Genomic DNA, 20,216 nt, shown 5'->3' on the forward strand with positions numbered 1-20,216 from the left:
ACTGACGATCTTCGCCGTGACAGGGCGACATGTTAACCGCTACACCACGGGGCCGTATCCAAAGTACTTGCTTAGTATATCGGTTATCAGGACTTTTGTCAACACTATCCTACAATATTTTTGATGAATTCTTCTTCATCTTTTAATGTTGTGGATTCTTTATGTCCTGGGTCGATTATTAAATCCTTAGACAAGGTTAATATATACTTCAAACTAGTAATCAAATCTTCTGGATTACTATTATAATTGTCAGTATTCCCTACATTTTGTTTGAATACAGTATCCCCTGAAAATAGATGTCCTTCTATTTCAAAACAAACAGAACCAGCACTATGACCAGGTGTGTGATGGACAATAACTTCAAAGGGTCCTAATTGTAGTTTACCTGTTACTAAATCGTTACAATTAGTATACATTTTCTTCTTGTAAACACTTGGTCTGCGACGAATTAATTGTAATAATTCTTGATCTAAAGGATGTAAATAAGCAGGAATATTATAATGCTCACATACCTCATCTAGAGCTGACACATGGTCACAATGACCATGTGTCAATAGAACTGCTATTGGTTCAGAATCCCCTACCATTTCAATGATATGCTTACTATGAAATCCAGGATCAATTATTAAAGATTTACCCTCTTTAACGAGTACGTAGCAATTCGCTTTATAAAGCCCTAGAGGGCGTTTTATAATATTCATATTATTCGCCCCCTATAGAACACGATACCGCTTGGAAGATTGTTTTTTTATAAAATACCCTTCCCAGAATTGAGGATGAAGCATAACAAGAATGGTAAATAATTCTAAACGCCCCAATATCATATCAACAATAGCTATACATTTTGCTGAGTCAGGCATAGCACCAAAGGAATCAGTGGGACCAAATCCACCAAAACCAAGGCCAACATTACTTAAGAATGCTGTTATCACTTGCATAGAATCATATGTGGATAAACCAGTGCAAGTCATCAAAAAGACAGAAATAACATAAATCATTAAGTATAAAAATAAAAATTGTTGTGTCATTTGAATCCACTTGGTAGGCATTGGTTTACCATTGATGCGTACAACTTGAACCATATCTGGATGAATCGATTTACGCAGGTAAATGATACTACTTTTAATTAAAATAATGAGACGTATAATTTTAACGCCCCCTGTGGTAGAACCACTACAACCACCAAAAAATGATGAAATAAAGAGCATCATCTGAGCTGCAGCAGGCCATAAATCATAATCACTTACAGCAAATCCACTACCAGTTTGAATCGATACAAGATTGAAGGACGCATCCCTAATAATTTGTATTGGATCATTTATAGTAGATTGTAAGGCTAATGATAATCCAATAATTATAATGCCTATTAGAATTACAAGCCAATACATGCGTGTTTCAAAATCATCAATTAAAATACGAATCCCTTTATGAAGAGCATTATAGTATACAGAAAAATTTCCGCCTGCTAATATCATAAAGAAAATAAATACAAAGCAAATATAGTTATTCTGCTCATAAACAAACGTACCAGCTGATGTAGGTGTAAAACCACCTGTAGATATAATAGAAAATGCATAATTAAGTGCATCAAATGGTTCGATTCCACCCGCCCATAGCATGAGGAAACAAACTCCAGTGAACACAATATATAACCGCCAAAGTTTTGTAGCCATTGATTGAATACGAGGCATAACTACACCTGGTTTTGGTACCGAAGCTTCTGCATTAAACATATGAGCTGCGTCAGCACCAAGATTTTTCAAGAAGGATAAAATAAGGACGATAATCCCCATCCCACCAATCCAGTGCATAAGTCCACGCCATAATACAAATGTATTCGGTAAATCATCTACACTATTAATAATAGTAGCACCAGTTGCAGTAATCCCAGATGTAGCTTCAAACAGCGCATCAAACACATTGACTAAAATACCACTACCAAGAAATGGTAAGGAGCCTAAGATAACGGTTAATATCCATGTAGCTGATACTACTAAATACCCATCGCGAAGACTAAAACTTTGACTTTCTTTGCCATAATAAGATAAAAGTCCACCTAAGCCGAATGAAATACCGGTGGTAATCAAAAATGACCAATATGCAGTTTCAAATACGACACTATATATAAAGGGTATCAATGTAAAAATCCCAAATATATATAATAGCCGCCCCACTAAGGACATGACAATTTGAATGCGCATAGTCCCTCCAAACTAGGTTAGATATTTAAGTAATTTACTTACTGATTCAGGTAACGCAAAGAGAACAATGTGATCTCCATCTAAAATCTCAGTATTACCACGTGGCACAATCGCTTCATCACCACGCAAAATAACACCTACTAAAGCCTTCCCTGGTAAACGTATATCTTTCAATTGTTTACCGGCTACAGGTGATTCACTTGTAATAGCAACCTCAATAGATTCCGCTTTCCCACCTTCAAAGGTAGAGATTGATAAAACACCTTCTCCGCTTCGAACAAAACGTAAAATTTGACTAGCTGTAAATAAACGTGGAGAGAATACGACATCAATGCCTACTTGTTCCATAAGCATAATGTATTCAGGTCGCCCTACACGTACTACAGTCTTAGGGATCCCCATATGTTTACCTACAAGAGCGACTAACAAGTTAAGCTTGTCATCATCCGTAAGTGCAATGATAACATCACTATCAGCAATCTCTTCTGCTTCTAAGAGATCGAAATCCGTAGCATCCCCATTAATAACAATTGTCTTATCCACAAGGTTTGCTAGCTGTTCACAACGGTCAAAATTCTTTTCAATAACTTTAACCGAAAATCCAGCTTGCTCCAAAAGGACCGTTAAATTTCTACCTAAAAGGCCAGCTCCAATGATAACAGCTCTTTTATAGAATGTATTATGATTATGGAACCAAAGACTTTCTACCTCTTCAACGGCTTCTTTCAAGCCTAAGAAGAATACACTATCATCAGGCTGTAGAATACTTTCACCATGAGGAATAATCATTTCACCATAGCGTAAAACACCTACTAGTAAAACACCTTCAGGGAATTTGATTTCTTTTAAAGGTTTTCCGATTAATGGAATATCATCTGTAATCTTAAATTCCATGAGGCGCACAGCGCCTTGACCAAAGTCCTCAACATCAATAGCTGAAGGCGTTTCTAAAATTTGTAAAAGCTCTTGAGCCGTAACCATTTCAGGATTAATGAACAAATCTACGCCTAATTTGGCACGCATCTCATCATCCATATGTTCTGCTACAGTATTATCCCGAACACGAGCAATCGTTGTAGGAACACCTGTAATTTTAGCTACAGCACAGGATAGCATATTTACTTCATCAGAATCGGTAACAGCAATAAACATTCCTACATCATCCATACCGATTTCGTTAAGCAATTGTATATCACTGCCGTTACCTTGAACAAGGCTAACATCTAAGGTATTTTCAAGATTTTGTATGCGTTCTGATGACCGATCGATAACGTACACATCATGATCATCTTGTATCAGGCGTTGTGCCAAGGAATAGCCAACCTTACCAGCACCTACAATGACAATTTTCATCGTCTTTATTCCTCTTCTTGTGATTCATTACTAACAGGAGGTGTCCATTGACGTCCTATTTCAGTTAATAATGTCCAACCATCATCTTGAACAATCTTTTTCTCTTTCATCAAATGCCCTAAAGCACGTTTAAACGCGGCTTTGCTGATGTTAAACTTATCTTTAATCAACATAGCAGAAGATTCATCACTATACGGCATCTTACCACCACGGTTAAGAAGATATTCCATAATAATATCTCCATCAGATATGAGGGCCTTTTCCTTGGTAGGGCGCATAGATACATTGATTCGGCCATCATCACGTTTAAAGGTAACGCGACCTTCAACCATCTCCCCAACCTTTAGTTTTCTCGTCATTTCTGAGCGATGTAAAAAGGCTATCCATCGTTCTGGAGTAATAAAGAATGCCCCATCACTAGTTAAGTTATAAATAGCACCCTTAACTAGCTGTCCTACCTTAGCCTCTGTAGCGGCCTTAGAAGCACGACGCATTTCATCATCTACATCCATAGATACTGCAAATCGACCAGATTTATCAGTATATAGGCGAACCCAAACCTTTTCACCAACTTGAGGACGTCCACGCATCTCAGCATGTGGCATAAAGATACCACGCTCAGTGCCAACCTCAACGAAGCAGCCAAAGTTTGTAGTGTTGATTACCTCAACATAGCCAATTTGACCTACCTTCATCGCAGGTAAACGCATAGAAGCAGTTAAACGTCCTTTTGGATCGCGATATAAAAATACCTCTACCTCATCACCAATAGCAACTGGAGATGTTTGTTGATCCTTATGAAGCAAAATATCATCATTTGTATTGCCTGTTTGACCATCTAGAAAGGCCCCTTGGTCACTAGTACGCAATACTTTTAATGTGGCAATTGTATTTTCCAACAATTCTGTAGCCATATTATACTCCTTCAAATGGAACTCGAACTGCATCATTCCACAATTCTTCTAAACCGTAGAATTCGCGCAATTCATCACCACCAAAGACATGACAAATAACATCGCCAAAATCAAGTAAAATCCATTCCCCTTCACGGTAACCTTCTCTGTGGTTGACTGTCATGCCCAATTCTGCTGCTTTATCTTCCATTTCATCAGCAATACTTTGAGATTGCTTGATATTGTTCGCACTAGCAATTAGGAAGTAATCACCTAACATAGATACACCTTCTAAATCGAGGATTTCAATATCTTTACCTTTTTTATCGAAAGCAGCTTGTGCTAATTGTAATACGATTTCTTTAATTTCTTCTTTATTTTTCATACTAATCCCCTTTTACCGTTTTTTACTACTCTCATCACCAGGTTCTGTTGGCTTTGTAATAGTCCCACCATTATGTTCTGATTCTGGTGCAACCTTGGCTGTACTATTAGTTGGAGCTGTTACAAATTGTGTCATTTCATTAGCTGGTAAATTTCCCATCGTAATGCCTACTAATCGTTGTGCTTCCGTAGGATTTACCTTCCAATATGTCATATCTCCTACTAGCTCTTTTTCTCCAGGAAGAATATAGAAGTGGATTTCTTCCTTATTGATTTTGCTAGCATTATACACAAGCTTAATAGCATCTAATGTAGAAATATTACTATCATAATGATCCCAAATACGCCAAATATGCCATGCATTTGTTAAGAAGAATGCATTATGCTCTTCTTCTACCCATAGTTTTAAAAAGCGTTCTTGTCGTTGTACACGCGTAAATGTATCATGTTTTGGATCAGAATATCGTAAATAAGCCAATGCTTTATCACTATCTAATGTTTGATAGCCTCGTTGCAAATCGATGTCTTTATTTCCGTCTGCATCCACGTGTTCCATATTTTGTTCTACATAGATTTGTTGATTTCCTAATACATCATTCGTTTTTTTGAAAGCATTTTGGTTAACTACAACATAATATGGTATAGAAATATGGAACATATCTTCAATAACAGCTTTTGTTAAATCAATACCACCTTTTTCATAGATGCTATTGAGCATTGTTGCATCAGTCTGATCTCTGTTATCAATTTTACTATTACTAGGGATACCAATAACATCCATAGTCTTTTGATCTAAATTAATAGATAACAAGAATAAGCTATCACTTTGACTTGGATTATTCTCATCAGTACCGACAACAAGAATATATAATGGTTTATCTAAGCCTTTTTGCTCTACAGATACAGTATTACCATCTTGTTTATTACCATTATCTCCAGATGCATCAGTTGATTCAGTAGTGCCTACAATAGCTCTATACGCATAAGATACGCCAGTATATAAACCGTATCCTATACCGCCAAGTAATGCTACTACTACAATAATAGCTAGTATAATTCTAGTCCATTTAACAGATGACTTTTGTTGACGTCTTCTTCTTCGACGGCGAGCTCTTGCTCGTTCACGTTCTTCCATATATAAACTCCATTATTTACAAGATTGTAACACATCATTACGACCAAGAATGGTCAAAGGATAAATAGATTGTTTTTGCTCAATAAGATGAATAATAGTGTTATCAAAACCAAGCAATACAGCTTTATCTAAATTTTGTTCTGCCACTCTACGCAATTCATCAACACCTGGGAAATCTCGATTAGGTTCTATATAGTCTGCTAAGAATATAACTTTATCTAGTTTAGACATATGTACCTTACCAGTCGTATGAACTCTAATGGCTTCCAAAATATCAGTATCAGATATGGAAAATTCTTGTTTAGCACGAATCATACCGGCTAATCCATGTAAGAGATTACCATTGCTTAATAATTCTTGGTCAGCCTCATAGGATTCAACACTAACTAGATTTTGCATTTCCTTCAGAGGAAGCTCCTTTGCGCAATCATGCAACAATGCGGCTAATCTAGCCTTTTCCACATCAACGCCATAAAGCTCAGCTAAATGAGTGGCTGATTCAACAACGCCAAGAGTATGTTTAAAACGTTTTTTGGTCAACCATTGACTCACGCTAACTTGTATTTCATCAAATGATAACATCCTTTATTCCTTCCCATAAATATGGTTTTCTTCTATATACTCCACTACACATTTAGGCAACATGTACCGAACAGTTTTTCCGGAACGTAACCGCTCTCGTAAATACGTAGCAGATAATTTCATCTCAGGAACCTCCATAAGATGTATTTTTTCTCGTGCTTTTGGTCCTAAAATATCTAATGTTTCATCAATAGCACTAGATCCATCAGGTCTCGTAGCGCCAATAAAGTGGACCTCATCTAATAATTCCTCAATAAATTTCCACGTTGGCAACGCACGAATTGTATCGGTTCCAGCTATAAAGTAAAATTCAACATTTGGTCCATAGATCACCTTAAAATGTTGAATCGTATCAACTGTATACGAAGGGCCTTCTCGACGCATTTCTACATCAGAAATTTCAAAATTTGGATTATCTGACACAGCTGCTGCAGTCATAGCATATCGATGATGACTATCTATTACATCATGTTGCTTATGAGGTGGTATCCGTGCTGGCACAAAAATAACCTTCTCAAGGTTAAAACTTTCACAAGCCACCTCAGCAATCATTAGATGCCCTAAATGGATAGGATTAAATGTTCCACCTATGATACCTATACGACGTTTCTCTACCATAATAATGTCACACCCTTAATGACAATGACACAAATAATGATAAATAAGAGCAGTGCTTTTCCATAGGATATCCATTCGTATCGACCTTTAGGGGTCTGAATATATCTGTAGTATGCCCTTATTAAGTAATATACTGTCTTCACTTTCGAACTTGGCCTTCTCCAAATACAAAGTATTTATATGATGTTAGTGCTTGTAATCCCATTGGCCCACGAGCATGGAGCTTTTGAGTACTAATACCAATTTCAGCACCAAAACCAAATTCAAAACCATCAGTAAAACGCGTTGAAGCATTATGATACACAGTAGAACAATCTACTAAGTTCATAAATACTCTTGCACGCATCGGTTCATCTGTTACGATAGCCTCTGAGTGATGTGTAGAATAGCAATTAACATGATTAATGGCTTCTTCAAGATTTTCAACAATACGTACATTTAAGTCCATATCGTTATATTCAGTATGGAAGGAATCCTCTGTTAAAGGAATTGTATTCTCCATATATTGAGCCACAGCTGTATCACCGTGAATTCGGACGCCATATTCTTGTAGAACCTCATCAAGACGTGGTAAAAACTCACCAGCCACCGCTTGGTGTACTAGCAATGTTTCCATAGAGTTACATACAGACGGACGTTGTACCTTTGCATTAATTGCAATTTCTAATGCCATATCGAGATTCGCATATTCATCTATATATGTATGACATACACCACTACCAGTTTCAATAACAGGAATACTACTTTCATCTACAACACGACGAATCAGTCCAGCTCCACCACGAGGAATGATGACATCAATATATTCACGTTGGTGCAATACTACACCAACCATATCCCGATCTAGAACTTCCACAAGTTGAATAGCATCTGGCGTAATTCCTAAAGATTCTAAGGTATTCCGCATAATAGTTACGATAATTTGGTTGGTATGGAAGGCCTCCTTACCACCTCGCAGTATCGTAGCATTTGCAGTTTTTAAGCAGAGGACCCCTGCATCAATTGTTACATTTGGACGAGCCTCAAAAATAATACCAATAACACCAAAAGGTACCGCTCTTTTTTCAATAGTCAAACCGTTAGGTCGTGTAATTGTTTCTATAACCGAACCTACTGGACTTTCAAGAGCAGCTACTTGACGAACACCTTCAGCCATTTGAGAAATGCGGCTAGGTGTCAATGTTAATCGATCTATCATGGTTTGAGGCACATTATAATCGCCAGATTTATCTAAGTCTAACTTATTAGCGGCCATAATTTCATCGGTTTGTGCTTCTACAGCATCAGCGATTGCTAATAATGCAGAATCTAATGTACCTTGATCAATTTGAGCTAATTCAAAGGATGCCGCTTTAGCTCTTTGACCCATATCTTTACAAATTTCTTCATACTGGTTCATAGTATATCCTCAATGTAATAAAACTAGATTATTACGATGTACTGCTTCATCATAGGTTGTATTAATACCTAAAATTTGAGCTATATCATTTGTATTATGACCTTTTATGGCCTTCATATCTTCGATGCCATAGTTGATAAGTCCACGGCCAATTTCTTTACCATCATGATAAATAGAAATTGTATCACCAGGTCCAAATGACCCATCTACATCAATAATACCAGCTGGTAAAATGCTCGCTCCTTTATCTAATACAGCACGCGCACAACCATCATCAATAGTGATTGACCCTTTCAATCGTTTACCAAAGGCAAGCCAATGATGTTTACCTGATAGTCCGGCATCATGCGCTTCAAAGAGAGTACCAATATGTTCACCTTTACATACACGACGAACAGAATCTTCCACTTCACCAGATGTGATTACCATCGGTACGCCAGAGTTTGTAGCCATATGAGCCGCTTTAATTTTAGTATACATACCACCAGTACCCATGTTAGATCCTGCACCACCTGCAATAGCATAGGTTTCATCAGTAATTTCAGAAACTGTTTCTATTAGCGTAGCATCTGGATGAGTTGCTGGATTAGCTGTATATAAGCCTTCAATATCGGACAAAATAATGAGCAAATCAGCATCTACAATACCTGCTACAGTAGCAGATAAAGTATCATTATCTCCGATTTTAAATTCTTCAATGGCAACCACGTCATTTTCATTAATGATAGGAATAACATTGAGTTGCAATAACGTATGTAATGTATTACGCAAATTAAGATAACTATGGCGACCAGTACTATCTTCTTTTGTTAAAAGAATTTGACCTACTGTACGTCCATATTCACGAAACATACGCTCATACATATGAATGAGGATGCCTTGTCCTACTGCTGCAGCAGCTTGTTTTAATACGAGGTCTCTAGGTTTTTCCTTAAATCCTAAAGGGGCCAGTCCAGCACCTGTTGCACCAGAAGAAACGAGAATAACCTCTTTACCTTGGTTAGCTAAATCTGATAGTTGGCGTACTAATCGTTCAATGCGTTCTAGGTTTAAATGACCATTAGCATAACAAAGCGTACTACTGCCTACTTTAACTACTATTCTTTTTGCGTTGATGATAGCACTGCGCATAGAATAACCTCCTAGGGCTAACAGGTTATGTAGACCCCCATATAATACATGTTAGTAATATGACGATTTATTTAGGTAGAATAATTTTAGGTTCTTTTTTAGCTTTATATAATACACCGTTAAAGCCGATAACTTGTACTAATTCAGCACCAAGCATATCAGCTAACTCTTGGAAAATCGTCTTATCTTCAGGGCTATTGTTGAGTAATTTTACCTTGATTAATTCACGAGCCATTAATGCTGCGCGAGCACTATCAATAACACTATTTTCTAAACCATTTTTACCAATTTGAACTACTGGTGGCATTGTTGCTGCCAAAGAACGTAAATACCGTTTTTGTTTTCCTGTCATTATTACTCCTACTCTTGGAATGTAAAGCGTTGATCGCCAATCACAACTTCATCACCGTCTTTACAACCTTTTTCCTTCAATTTAGCATCGAGCTCCATAAAACGCCAAATGCGTTGGAATCTGCGAAGAGATTGATCATCACTTAAGTTTGTCATTGCCACTAAGCGTTCAATACGTTTACCTGTAATATAGAATGCAGCATCATCACCACGTGTAATAACGAATTCCACATCAGGTTTTGCTTCGTATACTACTGTATCATCAGTTGCTTCCGGTTCTGGCTCATAATTTTCTACATAGTAGTAAGCTCGTTCCATAAGCTCTGGTAAACCTTCACCACTTAATGCATTGATAAGGAATACTTCATATCCTTTATCTTCAAAATAATTTTTTGTATCAGGAATTGTTGTATCATCAAAGACCATATCAATCTTATTGAGTGCAACAATTTGTTTTTTATTGGCTAATTTTTCAGAATATTTACGAAGTTCTTCATTAATAGCATCAAAATCAACCTTTGGATCGCGCCCCTCCATACCAGATACATCAAGGACGTGAATTAAAATATTAGTCCGTTCTACGTGGCGCAAGAAGTTATGCCCTAGGCCAACACCTTCGCTAGCCCCTTCAATAAGGCCTGGAATATCGGCTAATACAAAACTGCGATCTCCAGAGATTGTTACTACCCCAAGTACAGGTGTCAATGTAGTAAAGTGGTAAGCAGCTACCTCTGGTTGAGCTTTAGAGACCTTACGTAAAATACTAGACTTACCAACAGATGGATAGCCTAATAAACCAACATCTGCCAATACTTTAAGCTCTAGTTGCAACCAGAACTCTTCACCAGGTTCACCCTTTTCTGCGAATGTAGGTGCACGGTTAGCACTTGTTTGGAAGCGTGCATTACCACGGCCACCACGACCACCTTTAGCAATAACAAAAGTATCACCGTCGTTAACGAGGTCACAGAAAATTTTACCTGTTTCTTCTTCTTTAATTACAGTGCCCAACGGAACCGGGATAATAAGTGGCTCAGAACCGCGACCATGCTTGTTAGAGCTTTCACCATTACCACCAGCAGGTGCCTTAAACTGACGTTTATATCTAAAGTCTACAAGAGTATTAATATTCTTGTCCGCTTTAAATATAACGTCTGCCCCTTTACCACCATCGCCGCCACTAGGGCCGCCATTTGGCACGTATTTCTCACGGCGGAAGCTAGACATGCCGTCCCCACCGTCACCGGCCTTAACAAAGACACGCGCTCTATCTATAAACATACTTTAACTCCTATGCATTATTGCTATAATAACTCTAATGCTTTTTTAATTTGAATATCATCTAATGTACTAGATGGATTTACACCTTTTGGTAAATCCAGTTCTACATCAGGTTTAATACCAATGCCGTCAATAACACGGTCATTTGGTGTATGGTATTTAGCAATAGTTACCTTAACACCTTCATTATCAAGGCTAGGGTAAATTGTTTGAACTGTACCCTTACCATATGTATTAGTACCTAAAATAGTACCTAGTTTACGGTCTTGAATAGCACCAGCTATAATTTCAGATGCACTAGCAGACCCTTTGTTAACAAGAACGACTAATGGCATAGCTACGTCTGGACCATTAGACTTATAAACCTCTTTTTTCCCAGCTCTATTTTGTACGGTTACTAATGTTCCTGGAGGCATAATATAGTTAGAAATCTTTTCTGTAGTAGATAATAACCCACCAGGATTATCTCGAAGGTCTAAAATTAGTTCCTTCATACCTTGAGATTGCAATTCTTTAAATTGTGTTTCAAAATCATCAGCCGTATTTTCAGCAAATTGACTAATACGAATATAACCTACTGTACTTGTGAGCATTTTGCTTTTAACAGTAGGTAACACAATGGATTCACGGGTAATATCAAAGTGCAATTTTTCACCATTACGCTCTATATCAAGGGCAACAACGGTACCAGCCTCGCCGCGAATTCGAGAGGATGCATCTTCTACAGTAATATCGCTTGTGGATTGACCATCGATAGCAATAATATGATCACCAGGTTTTATGCCCGCTTTGAAAGCTGGTTGATCTTCCATAATACTAACTGCATATAAACCTTTATCATCATGACCAAGAACCATGCCTACACCTGCATAAGTGCCAGATGTTTGCATTTTCATGGATTTAAATTCGTCAGCATCTAAATAAATACTATGGGGCTCTCCCAAAGAGCCAATTAAGCCTTTAAGCATACCATCATAAAGGGTCGCTTTAGACATCGGTGTCATAAAGACTTGACTCGCAGCATAGTAGGCTACAAATAGTCTTGGTAATCCCCAGAATGAACCAGATAAGTACCAAAACGTGAGCCACATAATAACGATGCCAGAGCCTATATATTTCAATAGGCTCCACAACACCGTACGTGTATCAAATTTCATATTATAAATATCCCATAGGATCAACAGGATCCCCACTTATACGAACTTCAAAATGTACGTGTGGTCCAGTACTATTACCAGTGCTACCAGCATAGGCAATAACTTGACCTTTAGATACATCTTGTCCTTCAGAGACAGCAAGCTCAGAATTATGACCATAAAGGGTGGACATACCATTACCATGGTCGATAACTACGGCGTAACCATAGCCACCCATCCATCCAGACCAAACAACAGTACCTCCATCAGCAGCATGAACTGGTGTACCTTCATCAACACCAATATCAATACCGGAATGGTAGATCGTTGTGCCCCAAATTGGATGTGTACGATAACCATAAGGAGAAGTAATTTCACCACTTACAGGCCAACCAAGTTGACCAGATCCTTGAACCCAAGAATAACTTGGTGCAGACTGTTGAGCCGCAGCTGCCGCTGCTGCTTCTGCAGCTGCACGAGCTGCCGCACGTTCAGCTTGGCGAGCTTTCAATAATGCTGTAATTTGAGCGGACGAAGCATTAAGTTCTTCCACTGCTTGCATCGCCGTAGCACGGTCATTTTGTGCCTTCTGAAGAACCACTTCACGTTCTTTTTTCTTTTGTTCAATTTCAGCTTGTTTTGCTACAGCAGCTTTTTCAAGCTCTACTAACTTAGCTCGTGATTGTTCAAGAGCTTGTTTACGTGCCGCAATTTCAGCACGTTCTTTTTTAATTTCATCGATTAACTTAATATCTGAATCGATAATGCGTTTTAAGATCTCTAATCGATTTGCAAAATCGCTAAAGTCTTTAGATCCAATGACAACATCTAAATAACTTAGACGTCCATTGATATAAATATCTCGTACACGCTTATAAAATACGGATTCTCGTCCTTCTAAGCGTTTTTGTGCTTCTGCGAGTAACTTTTCATTAACAGTAATATCATTTTCAACGGCAACACGTTGCTGTTGAATAGATTCTAACTGTTGTTGGGCCTGACGTAATTGCTCTTCAATTTGTCGCAACTGTTCAGATACACTTACAATGACAGTTTCTGCATCCGCTTTAATAGAATTTTGTTGATTAACTTGTTGTTGAATTGAATCTAATTGATTCGTTAAATCCTCATCTTCGGCAACGATATATAGTGGTGTTCCCAGTACCACCATACCTATTAAAATTGTTGCTACAAGGCGAGATTTGATTGTGTTGTATTTCATAAACATTACACCTTCATGTATTGTTTTAAAGAAATCGTACTACCAATAGCACCTACTACTACGCCACCACCTAAAATATAGATAGCCACATCATAGAAGAATGGGAACATTGGTACTAATGGGAAGAATGCTAAGGACTCAGAAACTTCCATAGTAATAAAGTGGTAAAACTCACCTACACAAAGTACGGCAATTACAGCCCCCACTAAGCCCAACAACATGCCTTCGATCAAGAATGGCCAACGAATAAAACCATTGGTTGCACCAACATATTTCATGATGGCAATTTCTTTACGTCGAGCGAATACAGTCAAGCGAATTGTATTAGAAATAATGAATAATGTAGCGGCTGCTAAGAATCCGATTAGTACAATACCACCAATTCTAATAACTTGAGTAATACGGAAGAGTTCTTCTACAATATCTTGACCATAATGTGTACTTTCAACACCTTGGAATGTAGTGGCTAATTTAGCTGTAGCCTTAACATCACTAGGGTTATCAAAGGTTAATACATAAGAATTTGGCAATGGATTTACATCGCCTAATGCATTTACCAATTGTTGTTGATCACCAAGGCGTGCTTTGAATTCTTTCATAGCTTGTTCTTTATTAACAAACTCTAAATGCTTAAGATTTGGTATAGCTTTAATTTGCTTACCTACCGCCATAATTTGGTCAGTTGTTAACCCATCTTTTAAATAAATACTCAATTGAACTTGGTTTTCTAAACTAGATGCCATGTTATTTAGATTGATAACACCGCAAAGGAATACACCAAGCATAAATAAAGATAAAGCCACTGTAGAAATAGATGCTAACGTCATAAGACCGTTACGCTTCATAGATTTGAGGGCTTCTTTAAAAAAGTATTTCAATGTTCTAGGCTTCATTAATTTCTGCACCTCTCATATTATCACTTTGAACGCGACCATCTTTAAGACGAATAACACGTTTATTTAAATACGAAACAAGATCCATATTATGGGTAACCATAATAACAGTTGTGCCAAAATTATTGATATGCTTAAACAAATCTACAATACCTTTACTTGTATCAGGATCTAGGTTACCAGTCGGCTCATCAGCAATAAGTACAGATGGACGATTTACAATAGCGCGAGCAATAGCAACACGTTGTTGTTCACCACCAGATAGATCCTCTGGTAAATCATTTGCTTTATCAGACAAGCCAACAAGCTCTAGTACATGACTCACCTTTTCCTTAATTACCTTTGGTTTTTCTTCAATTACTTCAAGAGCAAAGGCAATATTTTCTGATACTGTTTTGTTTGGTAATAAACGGAAATCTTGGAATACAACACCAAGTTTTCTACGTAATTTTGGAATTTTACTACGCTTCATACGCGTAACATCAAAATCATCAACAATGACAGTACCAGAATCGGGTACTACTTCATGAGTTAACAATTTAAATAGAGTTGATTTCCCTGCACCGCTGTGACCACAAATGAGGACAAATTCGCCCTCATTTATAGTTAAACACACATCGTCTAATGCAACAGAACCATTATCATAGACTTTACTAACATTCTTAAATTCAATCATGGGGTCCCCTTTGATTATTTACGAGTGATTACACGTTTTACTGCTTCTACTATGTCTTTTGCTGTCAAACCATATTTAGCCATCAATTCTTTTGGCGTACCACTCTCCCCAAATGTATCTTGGACACCAACGAATTCCATAGGAACAGGCTTATTAGCCACAACAACTTCAGACACAGCAGAACCAAGACCACCAATGATATTATGTTCTTCTGCTGTTACAATAGCACCTGTTTCAGTAGCTGCTTTTACAATTGCTTCTGCATCGATAGGCTTAATAGATGCCATATTGATAACGCGAGCAGACACATTAGATTCAGCTAAAGTTTTAGCTGCTTCTACTGCAGGTCCAACCAAAGCACCACAAGCGATAATTGTTACATCAGAACCATCTACTAATGTAGTAGATTTACCAGGTACGAATGTATAACCTTCAGCAGTTACATCATCCACACCAGCACGGCCTAAACGAACATATACAGGGCCTTCATAAGATGCAGCCCATTCGACTACTGCTTCTGTTTCACGTTTATCAGCAGGTACAACTACAGTCATATTAGGTAAAGTACGCATACAAGAAATATCTTCCAAGCTTTGATGTGTAGCACCATCTTCACCTACAGTAATACCAGCATGTGTAGCACATACTTTTACATTCAATTTTGGATAACATACAGCATTCCGAATTTGTTCAAATGCACGACCTGTTGCAAACATTGCAAAGGAAGAAACAAATGGAATTTTACCAGACGCAGCCAAACCTGCTCCAACAGAAATCAAGTTTTGTTCTGCAATGCCTACGTTAAAGAAGCGATCAGGGCAAACATTTTTAAATGTGTCAGTTTTAGTAGATTTAGACAAATCTGCATCTAAAACAATAATATTTGTATTTTCTTTACCAATGCGAGCTAACGCATTACCATATGCTTCACGTGTTGCTTTACCCATTATTTTACCCCCATAATTTCATTAACAAAGGCTTCACCTTGCTCTGCGCTTGGCGCTTTACCATGCCAACCTGCTTGTCCTTCCATTTCTTCAACGCCCTTACCTTTTACAGTATGCATTACAATGCATGTTGGGCCTTCTGTGAAAGCTTTTGCAGATTCAATGGCATTATGAAGTTCATCAAGATCATGGCCATTGACTTCAATAACATTCCAATTAAACGCTTTAAATTTCTCAGGAATTGGTAATGGAGACAGTACTTTTGTAATATCGCCATCGATTTGAAGGCCGTTGAAATCAACGAAAGCTGTCAAATTATTGAGTTTATAATGACCAGCAAACATAGCTGCTTCCCATACTTGACCTTCTTCAAGTTCACCATCACCTAGGATCGTGTAAACGCGATAATCTGCATTATCAATTTTTCCGGCCAATGCCATGCCACATGCGGCAGAAATGCCTTGACCCAAGGAGCCTGTAGACATATCTACGCCTGGTATATGTTTCATATCAGGGTGGCCTTGTAACATATGGTCAATTTTACGTAAATTCAAAAGTTCTTCTTTAGGGAAATAGCCTTTTTCTGCCAATGTAGCATATAAAGCTGGCGCAGCATGACCTTTAGAAAGAACAAGACGATCTCTATCTGGATCTTTCGGATCTGCAGGATTTACATTCATATCGACATAGTATAACTGAGCCATTAAGTCAGCAATGGATAAAGATCCTCCTGGATGTCCAGATTTTGCTGCTGTAACAGCTTTCACAATACTAACACGAATAGCTTTTGCCTTCTCTTGAACTAGTTGTTTAACATCTTGTGTTAATGTAGCCATAGAGACCTCACTTTCTGGATCAGATCCAATATATTAATAATCTTTAAGTAATGAAATAGCGATTTCTGCATTGCGTTGAGAGTTTATACGCAATGCTTCAATACGATCATAAGATGATTGATACTCTTCTCTGGAATTTAAGAGCTTATGACATCGCTGATATAACGCCTCTTCTCTAAGATGTGTCATAGTTCCTATTGGTTCCTGACCGATCATATGTAAGAAGCTTGTAATTTTAGGATCATAGGAAATACCGATAACAGGTTTCCCCATTAAAGAGCTAAATACAAGCGCATGAAGACGTATACCAATCATTAGATCCACATTCCCCGATAAGGATACTTGTTCCTCTGTAGAGAATGGGCCTTCAAGAACAATAGCCCCCTTTGGCATATAACTAGCGATAATTTTAGCTTCTTTTGTATCCTCTGGATGAGACATAGGAATAAAAATAATTTCTACCTCATCTTGCTCTTGTAATCGGCTCAACACATTGGCTAATGATTCACGATATTCTGTATCATCTTTCCAACTACGAACAGCAACACCAATTCGTTTTGGATTCTCTATAGATTTAGGTAGTTTAGATGTATAGCCTTCTAAAATACGTTTACCAATAGACAAATCTGCCGGTTGCATAGCCAAAACAGCATCAGCTGTAACCTCTACATCTTCAATTCCTAAGGACTCTAATTCAGATTTTGAAATAGAATCACGAACTGTAATGGTATCCACAAATCGCAATATAAAGCTAACAGCTCTTCGTGTAGAGGGACGATTTAAAGGCCCAATACCTTGAGAGTAAAGCATTACCTTTTTTCCCATCATTTTAGCTAAAGCCATAATACTTAAATAGTAATATGTATTACGAATACTTGTAGCATCTTGTAAAAGACTGCCTCCACCACTGATCACTAAATCAGAATTGGCAATTGCCTTTAGAATACCGAATGCAGAAAATGTTCCAACCGCATGAATGTTATGTTTTTTGCTTGTCTCTGTAGGATTACCAGAAATAACCGTAATATGCGCATCTGCTTCCTCTTTGCGAATGGCATCGATAATGGCACAAAGCATTGCTTCATCGCCAGCATTACCAAAACCATAATAACCAGAGATAACAATATTACTCATGGTCAACCTCCCGCGCTTGGAACCATTGTGTTACATACATCATGAAACGTACAGCAATGATAAGAAGCAAACCTAAGAGAGCACCAATTAATAAACCATCATATCCACGCATAATAGACATGAATACAGGAGTTCTAATATGACAGAATGTTTCAACCATTGAAGCTATGCCGATAACACCTGCAATAGTTAATAAGAAATGGATTACTGTAGGCCATTTACGTAAGAATGCAAACGTAGCCAACATTAATGCTGGGTGACCAATAATGAACTCTTTTTCTCTAGGTCTTGCATACAATGTATTTTCAAGGAAACGACGAAGCATAAGTTCAAATCCTGGTACAGGAACACCTGCTGTATGACCACTGCGGCCAACAAATACCCATGCCACGCCACCAAGAGCAGCCATTACAAAGAATACGTAAAATTTAACATCCATTGTTAAGAATTCAACTACAAATTTCTTTGCTTCTTCTTTAGAGTTAATCATACGACCTTTCCACAAAGGGAAACGTTGTAAGTACGCGATGATCACCAATACAATTGGAAGTACAAATGTTAACTTAACACCTCTAAAGATAGCAAATTCCATAAAGAATTTCGTATTTCCTAATAAAGATGCAATATACATACCGCCAATAGCCGCAAATAATGCAGCAATTACGAGATAAAGCACTGCTAATACGGTAGATTTAATAGCACCTAATGGACGAGCTCCATCATAACGACGCCATTCCTCCATCAAGCGAATCATGGCACCTACAGGAGCCATAATAGCACTAGATAAAGCCCAGATTTGAGTAATCAATGTACCACTTGTAATGATGAATAATACTACAGATACAAGGGAAATGCCAAAGAATGCTACCAATTGTGTATGTTTACGCATTGGAACTAACATTTGAGCAACATAAACGAATAGCGCAATAGCACCAATCATAGTAATGACTACTAATAAAGGATTAGGTGTATAAGGAGGATAAATATCAGCAGGACCAAATTCATATCCTTTAGTGGATAATTTTTCAGTGGTCATCCCAATATAGTTAATAGTTGTTTGTAATACCGTTTCATTATTTACACCTGTTTCATACATAGGGAATAAGTTAAAACGAATATTACGTTCAATATCACTAATATAGAATCGTTGAGCTGCTTCTTCGGGCGTGATTTTCTTTAATTCATCCTTAGCAATTGTATATACACGGCCCACACTATAATTATCTTTAGCCGCCATTTCCAAGAAACCTTGTTGTGGCTCATATTGAAGTTGGTTAACGGCTTCGATACCAACTAAAGGAATATGATTTTTATGTAACAGTTCTAATGTTTCATCAGTTAAATTAGGAGCACCTAGAGCTTCTTTACCAGCAAAGATCATGCCGGTTACATGTGGAATTCCTTCAAGACGTTTAAACACATATTGGAGGTCATCTGATGTTACATTTCTGTAGTTTGTAGGACGAACTATAACATTAAATCCACGATTAGCGACTTCTTGAGCTTGTAACTTGGAAATACCAAGATTCATTTTTAGATAGCTATCTGCAGTAGCACCATATAACTCAAGGACTGGACCAATACTAGTATTAAGCTCTTTAACTTTATCTTTACCAATACGATGATACAAGTCTTCGCGAATTTCTTTATAATAGCCTTCTTTACCTGAAATTAATGCTACATAGGTTGCACCATTTTTAACGGATGCCCCATTAATACGGACTGCATCCATTTCTTCGGAGCTTAACACCTTAACTTGACCTGCATCTTTAGCTTTTTCTAAGGTACGATCATAAATGGCAAATGCTGTTACACCTGCATTACGAAGTGCATCAAAAGCCTCTTGTTGACTACGCTTTTCAAAGGCATTAGCTCTTAGAACAGCATCATAATCTACGATATTTTCAATATGATTTTGAGATTTTTCAATCTGATGGCGTTCAAATACCAAATATAAAGAGGATACAAGTCCCACTATAATACAGAGTATTAGAATCCAAGAGTACTTACTTTTTTGTGTATTCCGATGATTCACGATAAATCC

At 37.6% G+C, this 20,216-nt stretch carries 20 protein-coding genes; all 20 read right to left on the reverse strand.

Features of this window, described 5'->3' with window-relative positions; genetic code table 11:
- Positions 1–104: 104 nt before the first annotated feature.
- Positions 105–701, reverse strand: a complete 597-nt coding sequence (locus QZ055_RS01985) for an MBL fold metallo-hydrolase (protein ID WP_005386804.1) — start codon at positions 699–701, stop codon at positions 105–107.
- Positions 702–713: 12 nt separating this feature from the next.
- A complete protein-coding gene (locus QZ055_RS01990) occupies positions 714–2,201 on the reverse strand; it encodes a TrkH family potassium uptake protein (RefSeq protein WP_005386805.1) in 1,488 nt (495 codons plus the stop codon).
- Positions 2,202–2,213: 12 nt separating this feature from the next.
- Positions 2,214–3,554, reverse strand: coding sequence for a Trk system potassium transporter TrkA (trkA, locus tag QZ055_RS01995; protein ID WP_119206726.1), 1,341 nt, complete (start codon positions 3,552–3,554; stop codon positions 2,214–2,216).
- A 5-nt stretch (positions 3,555–3,559) separates the two neighbouring features.
- Positions 3,560–4,468: a S1 RNA-binding domain-containing protein gene (locus tag QZ055_RS02000; RefSeq protein WP_039969222.1), complete on the reverse strand. Its 909-nt coding sequence runs from the start codon at positions 4,466–4,468 to the stop codon at positions 3,560–3,562.
- A gap of 1 nt (position 4,469) precedes the next feature.
- Positions 4,470–4,832 carry a ribosome silencing factor gene (gene rsfS, locus QZ055_RS02005; protein ID WP_295824315.1) on the reverse strand — a complete coding sequence of 121 codons (363 nt, stop codon included), beginning with the start codon at positions 4,830–4,832 and terminating at the stop codon, positions 4,470–4,472.
- 12 nt (positions 4,833–4,844) lie between these two features.
- A complete protein-coding gene (locus tag QZ055_RS02010; RefSeq protein ID WP_295824317.1) occupies positions 4,845–5,966 on the reverse strand; it encodes an LCP family protein in 1,122 nt (373 codons plus the stop codon).
- A gap of 12 nt (positions 5,967–5,978) precedes the next feature.
- Complete coding sequence (yqeK, locus tag QZ055_RS02015; RefSeq protein WP_119206728.1) at positions 5,979–6,548, reverse strand: bis(5'-nucleosyl)-tetraphosphatase (symmetrical) YqeK; 570 nt, start codon at positions 6,546–6,548, stop codon at positions 5,979–5,981.
- 3 nt (positions 6,549–6,551) lie between these two features.
- Positions 6,552–7,166, reverse strand: coding sequence for a nicotinate-nucleotide adenylyltransferase (nadD, locus tag QZ055_RS02020; protein WP_119206729.1), 615 nt, complete (start codon positions 7,164–7,166; stop codon positions 6,552–6,554).
- A gap of 139 nt (positions 7,167–7,305) precedes the next feature.
- Entirely contained in the window at positions 7,306–8,565 is a 1,260-nt protein-coding gene (locus tag QZ055_RS02025; RefSeq protein ID WP_295824319.1) for a glutamate-5-semialdehyde dehydrogenase, read from the reverse strand.
- Between the two features lie 9 nt (positions 8,566–8,574).
- Positions 8,575–9,696, reverse strand: a complete 1,122-nt coding sequence (gene proB / locus QZ055_RS02030) for a glutamate 5-kinase (protein WP_295824320.1) — start codon at positions 9,694–9,696, stop codon at positions 8,575–8,577.
- A 67-nt stretch (positions 9,697–9,763) separates the two neighbouring features.
- Entirely contained in the window at positions 9,764–10,048 is a 285-nt protein-coding gene (gene yhbY, locus QZ055_RS02035; protein WP_005386817.1) for a ribosome assembly RNA-binding protein YhbY, read from the reverse strand.
- An 8-nt stretch (positions 10,049–10,056) separates the two neighbouring features.
- Positions 10,057–11,328 (reverse strand): GTPase ObgE, encoded by a 1,272-nt coding sequence (gene obgE, locus QZ055_RS02040; RefSeq protein WP_295824322.1) that lies wholly within the window; start codon positions 11,326–11,328, stop codon positions 10,057–10,059.
- 23 nt (positions 11,329–11,351) lie between these two features.
- On the reverse strand, positions 11,352–12,485 hold the full coding sequence (locus QZ055_RS02045; RefSeq protein ID WP_295824324.1) for a S41 family peptidase: 1,134 nt from the start codon (positions 12,483–12,485) through the stop codon (positions 11,352–11,354).
- A gap of 1 nt (position 12,486) precedes the next feature.
- On the reverse strand, positions 12,487–13,686 hold the full coding sequence (locus QZ055_RS02050) for a murein hydrolase activator EnvC (RefSeq protein ID WP_295824326.1): 1,200 nt from the start codon (positions 13,684–13,686) through the stop codon (positions 12,487–12,489).
- A 5-nt stretch (positions 13,687–13,691) separates the two neighbouring features.
- On the reverse strand, positions 13,692–14,579 hold the full coding sequence (gene ftsX, locus QZ055_RS02055; protein WP_227721316.1) for a permease-like cell division protein FtsX: 888 nt from the start codon (positions 14,577–14,579) through the stop codon (positions 13,692–13,694).
- Positions 14,569–15,255, reverse strand: coding sequence for a cell division ATP-binding protein FtsE (gene ftsE / locus QZ055_RS02060; protein WP_119206734.1), 687 nt, complete (start codon positions 15,253–15,255; stop codon positions 14,569–14,571). The genes ftsX and ftsE overlap by 11 nt, the downstream gene beginning before the upstream one ends.
- 14 nt (positions 15,256–15,269) lie before the next feature.
- The gene (locus tag QZ055_RS02065; RefSeq protein ID WP_295824328.1) at positions 15,270–16,202 is read right to left on the reverse strand and encodes a transketolase family protein; all 933 of its coding nucleotides are present in this window, start codon (positions 16,200–16,202) and stop codon (positions 15,270–15,272) included.
- Positions 16,202–17,038, reverse strand: a complete 837-nt coding sequence (locus QZ055_RS02070; protein WP_295824330.1) for a transketolase — start codon at positions 17,036–17,038, stop codon at positions 16,202–16,204. The genes QZ055_RS02065 and QZ055_RS02070 overlap by 1 nt, the downstream gene beginning before the upstream one ends.
- A 33-nt stretch (positions 17,039–17,071) precedes the next feature.
- A complete protein-coding gene (csaB, locus tag QZ055_RS02075) occupies positions 17,072–18,172 on the reverse strand; it encodes a polysaccharide pyruvyl transferase CsaB (RefSeq protein WP_295824331.1) in 1,101 nt (366 codons plus the stop codon).
- Positions 18,165–20,207 (reverse strand): DUF5693 family protein, encoded by a 2,043-nt coding sequence (locus QZ055_RS02080; protein ID WP_295824333.1) that lies wholly within the window; start codon positions 20,205–20,207, stop codon positions 18,165–18,167. The genes csaB and QZ055_RS02080 overlap by 8 nt, the downstream gene beginning before the upstream one ends.
- Between the last annotated feature and the right edge of the window lie 9 nt (positions 20,208–20,216).

Source organism: uncultured Veillonella sp. (assembly GCF_905209685.1).
GTDB lineage: Bacteria > Bacillota > Negativicutes > Veillonellales > Veillonellaceae > Veillonella.